Source organism: Alteromonas sp. LOR (assembly GCF_000753865.1).
Taxonomy (GTDB): domain Bacteria; phylum Pseudomonadota; class Gammaproteobacteria; order Enterobacterales; family Alteromonadaceae; genus Alteromonas.
The window spans coordinates 79,708-94,478 of sequence record NZ_JQFW01000010.1; the positions used below are offsets into that span (position 1 = coordinate 79,708).

The 14,771-nt window shown below is 40.9% G+C and carries 12 protein-coding genes; all 12 read left to right on the top strand.

Going from position 1 to position 14,771, the window contains the following annotated elements; genetic code table 11:
- The first annotated feature begins 675 nt into the window (after positions 1–675).
- The 12 genes from JV36_RS0104280 (at position 676) to JV36_RS0104335 (ending at position 14,644) form a co-directional block, all read left to right on the top strand.
- Positions 676–1,602, top strand: a complete 927-nt coding sequence (locus JV36_RS0104280) for a ParA family protein (protein ID WP_032096170.1) — start codon at positions 676–678, stop codon at positions 1,600–1,602.
- Positions 1,599–2,729: a ParB N-terminal domain-containing protein gene (locus tag JV36_RS0104285; protein ID WP_032096171.1), complete on the top strand. Its 1,131-nt coding sequence runs from the start codon at positions 1,599–1,601 to the stop codon at positions 2,727–2,729. The genes JV36_RS0104280 and JV36_RS0104285 overlap by 4 nt, the downstream gene beginning before the upstream one ends.
- A 407-nt stretch (positions 2,730–3,136) precedes the next feature.
- Positions 3,137–4,846, top strand: coding sequence for a purine-cytosine permease family protein (locus JV36_RS0104290; protein WP_032096172.1), 1,710 nt, complete (start codon positions 3,137–3,139; stop codon positions 4,844–4,846).
- A 74-nt stretch (positions 4,847–4,920) separates the two neighbouring features.
- On the top strand, positions 4,921–6,354 hold the full coding sequence (locus JV36_RS0104295) for a sulfatase family protein (protein ID WP_032096173.1): 1,434 nt from the start codon (positions 4,921–4,923) through the stop codon (positions 6,352–6,354).
- 268 nt (positions 6,355–6,622) lie between these two features.
- Positions 6,623–7,534: a sugar kinase gene (locus JV36_RS0104300; RefSeq protein WP_032096174.1), complete on the top strand. Its 912-nt coding sequence runs from the start codon at positions 6,623–6,625 to the stop codon at positions 7,532–7,534.
- On the top strand, positions 7,531–8,526 hold the full coding sequence (locus JV36_RS0104305) for a TRAP transporter substrate-binding protein (protein WP_032096175.1): 996 nt from the start codon (positions 7,531–7,533) through the stop codon (positions 8,524–8,526). Before JV36_RS0104300 ends, JV36_RS0104305 begins: the two co-directional genes overlap by 4 nt.
- A complete protein-coding gene (locus JV36_RS0104310; RefSeq protein ID WP_052010181.1) occupies positions 8,523–9,026 on the top strand; it encodes a TRAP transporter small permease in 504 nt (167 codons plus the stop codon). The genes JV36_RS0104305 and JV36_RS0104310 overlap by 4 nt, the downstream gene beginning before the upstream one ends.
- Positions 9,023–10,315, top strand: a complete 1,293-nt coding sequence (locus JV36_RS0104315; protein WP_032096176.1) for a TRAP transporter large permease — start codon at positions 9,023–9,025, stop codon at positions 10,313–10,315. The genes JV36_RS0104310 and JV36_RS0104315 overlap by 4 nt, the downstream gene beginning before the upstream one ends.
- Positions 10,316–10,342: 27 nt before the next feature.
- Positions 10,343–11,116, top strand: coding sequence for an SDR family oxidoreductase (locus tag JV36_RS0104320; RefSeq protein ID WP_032096177.1), 774 nt, complete (start codon positions 10,343–10,345; stop codon positions 11,114–11,116).
- Between the two features lie 45 nt (positions 11,117–11,161).
- Positions 11,162–11,992 carry a 5-dehydro-4-deoxy-D-glucuronate isomerase gene (gene kduI, locus JV36_RS0104325; protein WP_032096178.1) on the top strand — a complete coding sequence of 277 codons (831 nt, stop codon included), beginning with the start codon at positions 11,162–11,164 and terminating at the stop codon, positions 11,990–11,992.
- 131 nt (positions 11,993–12,123) lie between these two features.
- Positions 12,124–12,921, top strand: coding sequence for a DeoR/GlpR family DNA-binding transcription regulator (locus JV36_RS0104330; RefSeq protein WP_032096179.1), 798 nt, complete (start codon positions 12,124–12,126; stop codon positions 12,919–12,921).
- Positions 12,922–13,231: 310 nt separating this feature from the next.
- Positions 13,232–14,644, top strand: a complete 1,413-nt coding sequence (locus JV36_RS0104335) for an FGGY-family carbohydrate kinase (protein WP_032096180.1) — start codon at positions 13,232–13,234, stop codon at positions 14,642–14,644.
- The last annotated feature ends 127 nt before the right edge of the window (positions 14,645–14,771 follow it).

Consider the following 14,771-nt stretch of genomic DNA (forward strand, 5'->3'; position numbering starts at 1 on the left):
TATAGATTTTATTTATCGAGTAGATTCGATCCAGAGATTATAATAGAAGTATTTCTATGTCCATGCTTTGCGTTATTTGGTTTATGTGGAGTCAAGAACTGAGTTCCTTTCACCCATCGTCGCTTACTTGATTTGTAGAAGGTGACTGCATAGTTCATCAATGTTTCCGCGGAAACAATGTAGTATGACAACGCCAGGCGTCAACAAGGATGGGCCTTCCAGCGATATTGTATTTACTTTTTAATTAAATAGAAAAGATGTTTTATCTATGAATGATATTACCTCACGCCATTGTACATAAGGCAAAATTTTCAATAGCGTTTCCGCGGAAACAGTTTCAATCTGTTAGCACGTAGCCCTTTAAATATATCGGCTTCAGCGAAAATTCATTTATATTTTAATTTAAGTTAAGAGCTACTTTATTTGTGTGAATACACCTTATCAGCAATAATCCTGTTGCGTAGACCTTCTTGTCTAAACGACTAAATACTCCTTGTTCTTCAATGAGAACTACACATTTCAAAGTTATATTTCCTGTGAGTCATTCTTGTTAATCGCTCAGCGCTCTAGTAAAGCTAAGTTTTTCAGCTAGGCTATTGTTCTAAAGATTCGATCCGAGACATTAACTATTTAGCATGCCAATATATACTGGTGTCCTTAGATAAGGTTTGAATAATGAAGAAGATAGAGCTGTATAATGGAATGCGCGTGCTATCCAGCTACCATAGGAAAGGTGGGGTTGGTAAAACATTTTTGGCGTCAACAATTGCATACCTTCTGGCGACTGGAGGTCCTAACGGAAAAGGAAAGAAGCGGCGCGTTTTAGTATTAGACTACGATTCTCAGCAAGACTCATCAAAGGCGTTTTTAAAGATGGACGCTATTCCTGGCGATGATGAATATGCCGCACCTCTGCATCCAGAGTTTGAGGATATTGACGATCCGGAATGGAGCGGTAGAAACACAAGCACTGATATCTTATTTAATTCTCCGGTATATGAATATCCAACGGCTTTTGAAAATATTAAAGTTTTGCCTTCAGAGGGTAATGTAGACAGAGTATTGGCGCTTACTCCTGAAGCAGATAGATTGGTGTCCAAAATTACTGCTCATATGCGAGATTGGTTCTCTGTAGAAGACCTAGCTGATGATTACGACATCGTAATTGTCGATAATCCACCAAGTAAATCTCCAGTTTCAGCAGGAATGCTCGGTGCTGCAACCCACGTTATCATTCCTACGGAGCCCGAGTACGATTCAATCGATGGCGTGCCTATGCTTCTCAACAGGATAGATCGTATTAACGAAGACCGTGCATCTAATCCATTGGAAATTGTTGGGGTTGTGCCTAACAAAGTACCAAGCAAATCACGATTAACTCAGAAAGATGAAGTCGCTCTAGCGAAGCTTTACGACAAAGATGGTCCTACAGGTAGATATATGAGTCCATTTTGGTTGCAGCAGCGAAATTGCTACCGAGTAATGGAGCGTCCATCGGTGGATGAAACTCATTTTAACTATGTTTACAATCATCACGCAAAAAGCGAAATGCAAAAACTTTATACGTTGATTGAAAATAGCTTATGGGGAGATATGAGATGACAGCAAGAAAGCCAAGAAGTCGAAGAGTTGCCAAGCCAACATCTCAAGAAGACCTAATAAGTAAATATCAATCTGGCGAAGGGGTCTCAAAGAAGTCTCAACAGATGCTTGATGATTTGAAGCAACGAGATAAATCAAAAAAAAGCAGTGTTCACGATGACCCATTGTTTAAGACGTCATCTGAGGTAGACAGGGTATTGGTCGATTATATTCAACCTCAGTCTGATAACCCTCGTTATTTACCCGTTAAGTTTGCTAAGCGTGATGATGCTGGTTCCATTGCTTCTTTAACAGATTGCGTAGTGTGTGAAAAAGATGTCATTGAAAACCGATTAGATAAAAGTAATCCCAGATATGACGCAGTCAATGCGGAAATTGAAGAAATTAAGGGGTTAGCAGAAACTCTTAAACATAGCGAACTAATTCATCCCATAGCGGTTTGGCGTAAAAATATGTCTGATTACGCTATAGTGGCCGGTCATAGACGGTATTATGCTATCCGATATCTTTATGGTGGTTTAATTAAAGTCAAAGTTAAGATTTATGCAGAGAGGCCAAAAAACATAAGTGTTTTGCGGCACATCGAAAACTTCTCACGTAATGATTTAACATTACCTGATGCACTGAGTAGCTATTCAAATGCTGTTACAGAATTAGAACAGATTGAAAGTGATAAGCTAGCATCGAGCAGGGCCTCTATTGTTACATCATATTTGGGGATTGGTCGAACTACTTTCTATCGTTATGACAAGCTCCATGACTATAGAACACTAGTCATGCCACTATTAGAATATCGAATTGTGGAGTCTTTAAGAGGACTTTACGAAGAAATTATTAAAGCCGAAGAGCAGGGCAGGGAAGAGGTTGAAAAATATCTTAGTGCTTTGTACGACGAAAAGAAATTTACAAAATACCTTCAAGCCCCTGTTGTAAAAAAAGCAGGGAGAGCAAAGCAATATATTTCACTGCCAAAAGTAAAAGTTAATCAAACCTCAGCATTAAAGCGTCTATTAAAGGAAGATGTTACTCAGTTAGAGTTAGGTATCGATTGGGATAAAGTAGATTTTGAAGACCCTGTAATGCTAGAAAATGTACTTAAAGAGCTAATTAAATCATTAACCAAATAAGCTGAGTGTTTCCGCGGAAACACAATGGCTTATATCTGCCACAGCCCTTACTTTTTAAGGGGTGTGGCGTTTTTTTTATACTTGTTTAATTCATAAAGAACTAAAGTTTGCATTGAAAATCGACATTCGATCCAATCATGCGGTCAATTTGCTAACTTAATCTTTTCTTCTATTTCTAGTTCAAACACTACCACAAAATTTCTATTTAAAATAAAGACGCACTTACAATATTAGTCTTATCTTATGTTTTATGTGTGCTGACTCATTAATATCACTATACATCCTGATAACAATTTTGTTGATTGAAACTAACACTTAAGTCATAATCGCTCAAAAGTAATCATCTTTACTTCCTTTTTAAGCGGCTTGCACTAAATAAAGCCTAAAACGAGAATAATGGAGGAAATGTGTCGAGTTCAGATGAGTTTGAATCACAACCGATAAGCCCTAATAAATTACAACCAGCGCGTGCGTTTGCAGGTAGTTACGCTGGTGAACATGTCGCCGGTACGGAGTTCGTCATAGGAGCACTGTTCGTGTCTTGGGGCGTAGGTGCAGGAGATATTCTAGTTGGGCTTTTGCTAGGAAACTTGTTAGCTGTACTAACATGGGGCCTTTTAACTGCGCCAATTGCAACTGACACACGCCTGACATTATATGCTTACTTAGAAAAGATAGCTGGGAAGGGCACCATCAAGCTCTACAGCGTAGTCAATGGAATACTCTTTAGTGTGCTTGCCGGCGCAATGATTACGGTCTCAGCGTCAGCGGTAAGAATTTTGTTAGACATCCCACCGCAAGTAGGTTGGTTTCCTTCGGACTTTAGGTTTGTATTGGTCGCTTTATTTGTTGGCGCTGTCGTAGTTTTTATGGCCGTAAAAGGCTTTGAAAAACTGGCGGCGTTTGCTGAGGTATGCGCTCCTTGGATGATCTTGATGTTTATTGTGGGTGCCTTGTTTCTTCTTCCTGCTCTGATAGAGGCTACTCCCGGAATTAGCTCAATATCGTCGTTCTTAGACTTTTACACTATCGCCAATGAATCGATATGGATAAAGACGAGTGAAGAAGTCGGTTTCTGGCATGTTGCTGCGTTCGCGTGGGTTGCTAATCTAGCAATGCATGGAGGAATGGGCGATATGACACTACTCCGATTTGCGCGTTATTCTAAATATGGATTCTTTTCAGCGTTGGGTATGTTTATAGGCCACTATATGGCATGGATATGCGCAGGGATAATGGGGGCCGGAGCAGCAATAATTCTTAGCACAGCGATCACCAGTCTAGATCCCGGCGCTGTAGCTTATCAAGCACTAGGCACATGCGGAATTATTGCTGTAATCATTGCTGGGTGGACGACTTCAAACCCTACAATTTACCGCGCCGGTTTGGCATTTAGCTCATTAAACCCTAAATGGGGCAGAGAGAAATCTACAATAGTAGTTGGTGTGGTAACCACGATTATTGCGTGTTTTCCTTTTGTATTTTCTCAGCTACTGGGATTTGTTGGGATAATGGGACTGATGATGGCTCCAGTAGGCGCAATTATAGTGGCAGAGCACTGGTTATTTCCAAGAATAGGGTTAACTCGTTACTGGTCGCTCTATAAAGGAAATACGACAAACTTTGCCGCGATTATTACTTGGCTCACGGCGCTGGCGCTTAGTTATGTTCTAGAGCGTTCTGGCGTATTCCATCTCTTTTTCCTGCTTGTTCCTATTTGGCTTTATTCAACCGTGACTTACTGTCTATTAGCTATAGCAATGGGGGCTAAAACAGCTTATCCCGAATCAGTAATTGCTGAGGAAATTGAAGCTAATCGAAAAGTTGATGAAAAAAGTTATTTGAAAAATTTAAGGCCAGATAGCGTTGCGGGTCTACAAACCAAAACACCGCTTATTGTATCGGTAGCTTCCCTTATTGCTATTGCCTCCCTTATAGCTTGCTTAGTTATTGGTGTTATGGCATTTCAAGATGGTGAAAACAGTCAACTCCACACTCCATTATTAGTTGCAACAATCACCTACTTTATAACCGCGACATACGCTTATCTTGCTAATTCAAATAAAGCTGTCGTCGAGAATAAACCAGTCACTAGTGTCAATGTGTCTGGAAGCTAGTTTCCAAAGTAGGGCTTCCCCTCTAGTCTCCGTGGGCTAGAGGGGTTTTTTATTTCATAACTGGGAAAATACAGATGAAAACGCTGCTTTCACTTATTCTTATTATTTTATGCCTTGGTGTTGCAAGTGTTAATGCAAAAGAAAGCATGAACGAAGAGCGTTCTCGGCCAAACATTTTATTTATACTAGCCGATGACCATAGGTGGGATCTATTGGGTTCCAAATCACACATTGTGAAGACGCCAAACCTTGACAAGATTGCAAGTGAAGGCGTTATGTTTGATAACGCGTTTGTCACTACCCCTATATGTGCATCCAGTCGCATCAGCATATTAACCGGCTTAACGGAAAGAACGCATGATTTCACATTTGGCCGTCCTGCTACTGGCAAAGAGGAATCGTCTAATATGTACCCCGCTTTACTCAAAAAAGCAGGTTACAGCACTGGATTCGTGGGAAAATATGAAATAAAAATTTCAAACCCTGATAGTCAGCGTTTCGATTATTTTAAGCCTCTATTACAATCGAAAACGAATGAGTGGAAAGGAAAGCAAATACCTCAAACATACTACATTCAAAATTTAGCGAGCGAGTTTATTGAACAGGCTTCACAGAAAAATAAGCCGTGGGCTTTAGCAGTCAACTTCTGGAATCCCCACGCTCATGACATTGATAAAGAAGATCAATTTCACTACCCGAGCGAATTTGAAGACATGTACTCTGACACGACTATCCCTCCAGCAGCTAATTCTGAGGATAAAATCTATGCAGAATTACCTGACTTTATTAAGTCATCAATGGGGCGAATAAGGTGGGAGTACAGGTTTGCAACCCCCGAATTGTATCAACGAATTATTAAGCGCCATTATCGAGCAATTAGTAGCGTTGATAAGGCGGTGGGCTCTTTGAACGAATTACTTGAGTCACTAGGTGTAGATGACAATACAATAATCATTTATACCGGCGACAACGGCTATGCACTCAATGAAAGGCAATTAGCTGGCAAGTGGTTTGGGTGGGAAGAGGACCTTCGTGTTCCATTGATAATCAAAGATCCACGTATTAAAAAGCAAAAAGCGTCGCGGGAAATCGCGTTGAATATTGATATTGCGCCAACAATCCTAGATTTTGCAGGTGTCGATATACCCGATTCCTATCAAGGAAAAAGTTTAATACCACTTGTAGAGTCTAATGAAGTTGAGAGTTGGCGAAAAGAGTTCTTCTTTGAGCATATGTATCAGCCTAAGCGCGCTCCTATCCCACCAATGTATGGTCTTAGAACCACACACTGGAAATTAGTCAATTTTTATAAAAATGACCATATCCAGCTCTATGATTTAGAAAACGATCCAGGAGAGACTCACAATTTAGCTTACGACGACAAATTCAAGTATCTGGCAAAGGCGCTTCTCCAACGCGCTAATGAATATGTTGAAAAGTACGAATCTGAGCGAAGCGATGAAGTTAAAAAACGAGATGATTTTGTAAATAAGCTGCCATCAAATTAACTATATCAGTTTACTCACGTTGGTGTTCACCAAAGCGCTAACGTGAGTAGTATCGCTTTTTCTTGTAAACATCTAGTTTGATATACCACATTTTCATCTTTCCTAAAAATGTCCTTCACTGCCTATCTTCTCATTTTATGATTGCTTTTGAGTATTGATGATTGTTATATGTTCATATACAATCATTTTACAATTGTTTAATGATTTTTATTGCGTGAAGATGCTCTTAAATGTAATTCACGCAACATTGAGGTTGGAGTGCAGTCGGGTGAAGTTAGCAATTATTGGCGAATGTATGATTGAGTTATCGAACAGTGAAGATGAGCTTTACCAACTCAATTATGGTGGTGATACTCTTAACACCGCTATATATCTCTCTCGTTGCGGCGGCGAGGTAGAGTATGTTACCGCCTTGAGCGATGATGTGTTTAGCAACAAAATGCTTGAGAACTGGAAAAGTGAAGGTGTCGGTGTAAAACACGTAAAGATACTGACCAATAACGTTCCAGGCCTATATCTCATCGAAAATGAAGCTAATGGTGAAAGACACTTCCATTATTGGCGCTCCCAGTCACCTGCTAAATTATTAGTAGAACAATGCCCAGAAATTTTCAAAGAGCTTGAAGATTACGACGCCATATTTCTCAGTGGCATTACCTTGTCTATCTATTCTGAACCCTCAAGAGCCAAGCTGTTTGATTTTTTGAATACATATCGTGCTAAGGGTGGAAAAGTTATTTTCGATAATAACTATCGTCCGAAAAGTTGGCCCTCGATTAATGAAGCTTCCAACGCGTTTAATCAAATAATGAATCTAACGGATATAGCGCTCTTGAGTATGGAAGATGAAATAAGCTTACATGGCGAGCATTCAATTGAATATTGTATAGAGCGATGGTTGAAAAATGGTGCTTCAGAAGTCGTAGTGAAAAATGGTCCAGACGGTGTTTTTGCAGCGAATATCAACGGAAAGTACGAGTTTGATGTTCCAAATGTTGTTGAACCTGTAGATACAACTGCTGCCGGCGACTCTTTCAATGGCGCATTTCTGGCGAAAAAAGCTAAAGGTGAAGACTTAGAAAATTGCATTCGAGCTGGCCAATTCTGTGCGGCTCAAGTAATCCTACATAAGGGCGCAATTGTTCCTCGTGAACTAAAGTTGCTTGAGGAAGAACAATGAGATGCTACCGATTGTTTTGTCTTATTTTACTACTACCGCTATCAATGTTGAGTGGATGTAGCAAAGAAGAAAAAAGTGACGCTTACATAATTCGATTGGGCCATCAGCTTGATATAAACCACCCTGTCCACAAAGGCCTCGTTTTCTTGAAAGAAGAACTAGAGCGAAACTCTAATGGCGAGATGTCTATTGTCATCTACCCCTCTTCTCAAGTTGGTGATGAAAGAGAAGTTCTTGAGTTGATCCAAATCGGTAGCATGGGGATGACGAAGGTATCAGCAAGCGCACTTGAAACCTTTGTTCCGGAAATGAAAGTATTTAGTCTACCTTATCTCTTTAATGACCAAACGCATTATTGGAAAACATTAAAAGGAGAGGTTGGAACAAAGCTACTTGAAGCTGGTGAACCATATCGCTTCAAAGGGTTGGGGTATTTTGATGCCGGTTCAAGAAGCTTCTATACCACCAAAAAACCAGTTCAGACGCCTGGTGATTTGAAGGGCCAGAAAATCAGAGTCATGAACAGCCAAACGGCTGTATCTATGGTGAACACTATGGGGGGATCTGCGACACCCGTAAGTTGGGGCGAGCTTTATACTTCTCTACAGCAAGGTGTGGTAGACGGCGCGGAAAACAACCTCCCGAGTTTCTATTTCTCGAAGCACTATGAAGTTAGCCAATTTCTCATCTTAGATGAACACACCTCTATTCCCGACGTCATTATTGTGGGAACTCATGTCTGGGACCAACTTAGCGCTACTCAAAAAACATGGTTAGAAGATGCTATGCAAGCGGCTACGGACTATCAAAGGGAAATGTGGGCAGAGTCTACAGAAGAGTCATTGGCGATTGTAAAAGAAGCTGGAGTTCAGGTTATCGCAGCAGACAAGCGACAATTTCAAGAGAGTGTAGCCCCTATTTATGAAGAACTTCGCGGTTCGGAACTTGAGAAGTTGGTTCAACAGATAAAAGGCCTAGGAGAAAATAAATGAAATCACTACTAGTTTCGATTGCTGTGTTAAATAAATATCTCCGCGTTTTTTTGGCCCTAATGCTGGCGTTATTAGTGTTGAACGTAACATGGCAAGTTATCACTCGCTTTATTTTGCCTCACCCCAGTTCGTTCACTGAGGAGATGGCCCGATTTTTACTCATATGGATAAGTTTGCTCGGCAGCGCTTACGCATTTCATACCCATAGTCATTTAGGCTTTGACTACCTTACAAAAAAATTGAAGCAAAAAGGGGCATTACTCGCAGCTAAATTAGGCTACGCGTTGATTATCTTGTTTGCATTAGGTGTGCTTGTAGTGGGTGGGGCAAATCTTACCTACATAACGTTCTTGCTGGAGCAAGCATCTCCTGTCTTAGGCATCCCTATGGGGTTCGTTTATATCGTTGTACCGGTAAGTGGAATGCTGTTTGTTGTCTACGGTGTATTGGGACTGCTTGAAATGAACAATACCAATAAGCTTAGGGAGCAAGCACTATGACTTCACTAGTACTCTTTGGGATATTTTTAATACTACTGCTAATAAATATTCCTATAGCGATAAGTATCATCGTTGCCACTTTAGCAACAATGTTACTGACAATTGATACGCTTCCGGCGCTAACAACGCTTGCGCAACGCTTGGCGGTAGGAGTGGACAGCTTCGCACTGTTGGCCATTCCGTTCTTTGTTTTATCGGGGTATTTGATGGGGCAGGGGGGCATTGCAGTAAGACTTATTGAGTTTGCAAAAGTATTGGTAGGAAAACTTCCTGGTGGACTTGCGTTCGTAAACATTATTTCCTGTGCGCTTTTCGGTTCAATTTCGGGTTCAGCAGTCGCTGCAACCTCTGCGGTAGGTGGTTTTATGGTACCTGCTATGGAAAAAGAGGGATATAGCAGACCTTTCAGCACCGCGGTAACAGTTACCGCTGCAACAACCGGTATGTTAATTCCCCCTAGCAATATACTCATTATATATTCATTGGCCAGTGGTGGTGTATCCATTGCTGCGCTGTTTATTGCTGGATATTTACCCGGACTTTTGGTCACTGCGTTGCTCATGTTAGGGGCGGGCTACTACGTCAAAAAAACGGGAATTAAAACAGACAAAACTATAGTGGTTGGGAAATTCTGGCCAAGCCTTTTTGGTGCTGTGCCGTGTTTATTTCTGATTGTATTGATAATCGGTGGAATAATAGGAGGTCTGTTTACTCCGACTGAAGCTGGCGCTATCGCAGTTCTCTACTCACTAGTTCTCGCACTAGGGTTTTATAAGGAACTTAGCACTAAAGATCTTTATCCCATTTTACTGAAAACTATCAATACTACCGCAATCGTCATGTTTCTTATTGGCGCCTCAGCATCAATGTCTTGGTTAATGTCGTACGAAGAAATACCTCAAGCAATAAGCAACTCATTACTTTCGGTGTCTGAAAACGCCATCATAATCTTGCTGATAATGAACCTCATTCTGTTGGCAGTTGGCACATTTATGGATGTCACGCCAGCCGTACTGATATTTACTCCCATTTTCTTACCCATAGCTGAGATGCTCAATATATCGCCTTTGCATTTTGGGATAATGATGATTCTGAATCTATCAATTGGTCTTTGTACTCCTCCTGTGGGTAGCGTGCTATTCGTAGGGTGTAGCATTGGTAAGGTATCTATAAGCAGCATAATGAAGCCTATTTTGCCTCTCTATGCAGCAATGCTTGTTGCACTGGCCCTTACCATTATTTTCCCCGGAATTAGCGAATTTTTGCCCAAGGTTTTGGGTCTCATTTAATTTTAAGTAAAACTTAGGAGACGTTACGTGTCTGATTATTTAAGTAGACAATTTGGATTACACGGTAAAGTAGCTGTTGTTACAGGTGCTAGTAGAGGGCTAGGGCAAGGTATTGCTCTTGCCCTAGGTGAAGCGGGGGCAACAGTAATTGCTATTGGCTCATCAACTAAAAGTGTAGAGGCTACACTTAAGTTGTTGGCAGAAAAGGATATCAAATGTGCAGGTTATGGCTGTGACCAGTCCGAAACAAAGCAAATTATTGATACGGTGAGTGACATTATCAAAGACCATGGTCATATAGATATTTTAGTAAATAATGCTGGCACGATTAAGCGCTCTCCAGCACACGAGTTTTCAGATGAAGATTGGAACGAAGTTATCAATGTGAATTTAAACGGTGTGTTTACTTTTTGTCGTGAAGCGGGCAAGCAAATGCTTAAACAGGGGAGCGGCAAAATTATTAACATTGCTTCTCTATTGAGTTTCTCTGGTGGTATCACAGTTCCAGCTTACGCAGCGAGTAAAGGCGGTGTGGCTCAGTTAACGAAGGCACTGGCAAATGAGTGGGCAAATAAAAATATTCAAGTTAACGCAATAGCTCCTGGATATTTCGAAACAGACAATACTTACAATATTCGCCAAGACCAAGCGCGTTTTGAAAGTATAACCAGTCGGATCCCAACTGAAAAATGGGGCCAGCCAGATGATCTCGGTGGCGCCGCTATTTTCCTTTCTTCACGAGCATCTTCATACGTGAACGGGCATGTACTACTTGTTGATGGCGGCTGGATGGCACGCTAGAACGAGCCATCCTATCTTTCGAACAACACATCAAATAGGCATATTATGAATTTTTTGTTTTCTACTAATAAACGCAGTTATCCAAGTATGACCAACGAGGAGTTAAGAGAAGCTTTCTTAACAGAGGGGCTTTTTACACCTGGTCATTTATCGCTTACTTACACAGATGTCGATAGGGCAGTTATCGGCGGCGCTATGCCGACGCAGTCACCCATCGAACTACCTACTCATAAAGAACTTGCGGCTGACTATTTTTGTGAGCGCCGAGAGCTGGGAATTATTAATATCGGTGGTGACGGTTCAGTTACAGTAGACGGTGAAAATTTTGACATGGCTAAAAAAGACAGCCTATATGTTACTAGAGGTAGTAAAGAGGTTATCTTATCGTCAGAGGATGCGAGTAATCCTGCAAAATATTACATGATTTCATATCCTGCGCACCGCGTAACTAAAACCGTCCATGTACCGAAAACGATGGCAAAACAAATTGACCTCGGTTCTCAGGAGACATCAAACGAGAGAACAATATTTCAATCTATAAGACCAGGAATTGTTGATAGCTGTCAGTTAGTGATGGGGATTACTGAATTAAAAACGGGAAGTGTTTGGAACACCAAACCTCCACACACGCATTTTCGTAGAACTGAGATTTACATGTACTTCGATATTGACCAAAGTGAACGCGTTTTTCATATGCTTGGTGAGCCAAAAGAAGTGAAAACGCTACCGCTGGCCCCTGAAGTTGCAATTGCGTCTCCGAGTTGGTCTATCCATAGTGGTGTAGGAACGACAAACTATAGCTTTATTTGGGCCATGGGTGGTGAAAACCAAGAATTTGATGATATGGACCACATTGAGATTTCATCTTTAAGCTAAGTTTTAGCCTGTAAATAGCCATCAAGTAGGTCAGTTTTATCAAAATCAATCATGTGATGAGTTTTTTGATTGATTTTGGTTGCTTTGGTGATTATATTAAACGCTATAACGCCAAATAGGACAGAAAAGTAATGCTTGAAAAGCAGCGACAACAGTTAATTCTAGAAGTTTTAGAAGAGTCCACCTTCGCGAGTGTTCCAGAATTGTGTAGTCAATTAGGCGCATCTGAGGCAACGATTAGACGTGATTTAAAAAAATTATCGTCTCAAAAGAAGATTAAAAAGATTAGGGGCGGTGCACAAGTTATCGATAGTGGTTCTACCTCAAATTTCTATCTTTCTGGCAATGCATTTCTGATTGATAAAGAAAAGAATGCAGATATTAAACGCGCCATTGCTAAAACTGCATGTGAACTTTGTAATGACGGTGAATCGATCATTATCAATGGTGGCAGTTCTACATACATGATGGCGGAGTTCTTGAGAGACAAAAGATTGAATGTACTCACGAATTCATTCGTATTGGCCCAGGATTTAGTTGAAAATAGCCAGAATCAAGTGACCTTGCCAGGTGGTGAGGTATATAGAAAGCAGAGCATCATTTTAAGTTCTTTCGAGAATGATACTACACAGAACTATCGCGGCACTATGATGTTTATGGGAACGCCAGGTATCAGTAAATACGGTGTCATGGAATCTGATCCATTGCTTATCTTGGCAGAAAAAAAGCTACGCAAGCAGGCGGATAAACTGGTTGTATTGGCTGATAGCACAAAAATTGGATTGCAAAGTAACCTTGTTTTCTGTGATTTAGAGTCTGTGGACATTGTAATCACTGACAATCGTGCTGATAAAGCGCAGTTAGACGAAATCAGAAGCTACGGTATCGAAGTTATTGTTGTTGACGTTGAGACATTAGAAGCTGCCTAATAATTAGCGTTTTCTCCAAAGAGGTTTCTCAGAACGTAGAAACCTCTTTATATTAAATACCCTCCTAAAACTCATGCTGCTTCCAGCATTTACTACTTAACATTAAGTAGTCGTATCAGTGATTACTTTCAATCAAAAGCTTTCATTTGCAATCATTGTTTGTTATACATTGACTTAATAATCTAGAAGTATCTTCGAGAGCAGTCATAAGCAGCATTGCTGATAAGCGTTTGAGCTCACGCTATAGCTACAACTAACTTGACGCTCCTTTGATATTACATTCACAAGAAAATTCGGAGTTAATGCTAGAGTGAAAGCTGTTTTAGATATTGGTAAAACTCATATAAAACTATTGTTTGTTTCAGGCAGTGAACAAGTTGCTAGTTTCAGCTGCAAAAATGCTCCAATTGCAGGTCAGTACCCTCAGGCGGACGTAGACAGTATCTGGGATTGGATAGTAGAAACCTTGAAGTCGTGCACATATACAAAAGAGGTTGAGGGATTTGTGGTAACTACACACGGTGCCACAGCGGCACTGATTGATAGCAATGCGACAGATAGATCTAAAGCACTTGCACTTCCAATACTAGACTATGAATATCAGGGTATTGATGAATGTTCGCAACGTTACAAGGTTGAACGTCCGGACTTTAGTGAAACCTTGTCCCCACTATTGCCTGCAGGTTTGAATCTTGGGAAGCAGCTCTATTGGTTACAGGAAAAGTACCCGAAAGAATTTGCAAAGGCTAATGCTATTCTTTTGTATCCGCAGTATTGGGCATGGAGGTTGGGGGCAGAATTAAGCGCAGAGGTGACCTCTTTAGGATGCCACACAGATTTATGGCATCCCGCTGCGCAACAATTTTCTTCTTTCACAGTTAAAAAGAAATTGGCGGAGCTATTCCCACCTATGAAGAATGCATGGGAATGCATAGGACAAATAAGCGAAGAAGTATCTAAGCAGACTTCACTGTCTACGTTATGCAATATTTATTGCGGCATACATGATAGCAATGCGAGCTTCTTGAGATATCTAAATATCAATTCTCAATCGAGCGAGCAATTTACTGTCATGTCTACGGGTACGTGGACTATATTAATGCAGTCTGGAGGAGACGTGAGTACTCTTCATGACAAAGTAGACACCCTAGCTAACGTAGATATCAACGGTAACCCAGTTTCTTGTGCGAGATTTATGGGAGGTCGTGAGTACGAGCGTATTTGTACTACGCTCGGTGGCAATATAAAAATGAACCCAACAGAATCAGAAATTCAAGACGCTATAAGTCATTATTGGCGGGTTACGCCTGACTTTAGTGAGGGCAATGGCCCTTTCCCCAACTTGACGCCTCAATTGCTTTGCCCTGAAAGACCAACCGCGCCACAAGCCATAGCAACCCTATATTGCGCTCTTATGATTAATCAGCGGTTAAATGACCTCGAAGCTGTTGGAACAATTTATATTGAGGGCGCGTTCCTTAAAAACCCACTGCTCTGTCGCTTAGTTGCGCAATTGCGCTGTCATCAGCCGGTTTTCGCCTCGACTGACAATACTGGCACCGTACTAGGTGCAGCAGCGCTCATAGGCTATGAAAAACACAACCAGCATTCACTAGATTTGGAAAAGGTAGAGCCCTCCAATTTTTCTGGGCTAGACTCCTATGCTGATGAATGGATTGAATTAGTCAAAATCGCTCAAAAACAGACTCATATCAGCTTGTAAGCTGTTTAATACTCATGATGCAGTCAAAATGAAACCAATTATGATTGAAAATGATTGACACGGATTGGAAGTGGCGTGTATTGTTACCGTAATAATCAATGTTTACATTTATGAAACATATCTAACT

Bases quoted from the DNA above. Each gene is read 5' to 3' on its own strand.
- JV36_RS0104330 (WP_032096179.1), top strand. From the start codon at position 12,124: ATGCTTGAAAAGCAGCGACAACAGTTAATTCTAGAAGTTTTAGAAGAG.
- JV36_RS0104285 (WP_032096171.1), top strand. From the start codon at position 1,599: ATGACAGCAAGAAAGCCAAGAAGTCGAAGAGTTGCCAAGCCAACATCT.
- JV36_RS0104305 (WP_032096175.1), top strand. From the start codon at position 7,531: ATGAGATGCTACCGATTGTTTTGTCTTATTTTACTACTACCGCTATCA.
- JV36_RS0104295 (WP_032096173.1), top strand. From the start codon at position 4,921: ATGAAAACGCTGCTTTCACTTATTCTTATTATTTTATGCCTTGGTGTT.
- JV36_RS0104315 (WP_032096176.1), top strand. From the start codon at position 9,023: ATGACTTCACTAGTACTCTTTGGGATATTTTTAATACTACTGCTAATA.
- JV36_RS0104310 (WP_052010181.1), top strand. From the start codon at position 8,523: ATGAAATCACTACTAGTTTCGATTGCTGTGTTAAATAAATATCTCCGC.
- kduI (WP_032096178.1), top strand. From the start codon at position 11,162: ATGAATTTTTTGTTTTCTACTAATAAACGCAGTTATCCAAGTATGACC.
- JV36_RS0104280 (WP_032096170.1), top strand. From the start codon at position 676: ATGAAGAAGATAGAGCTGTATAATGGAATGCGCGTGCTATCCAGCTAC.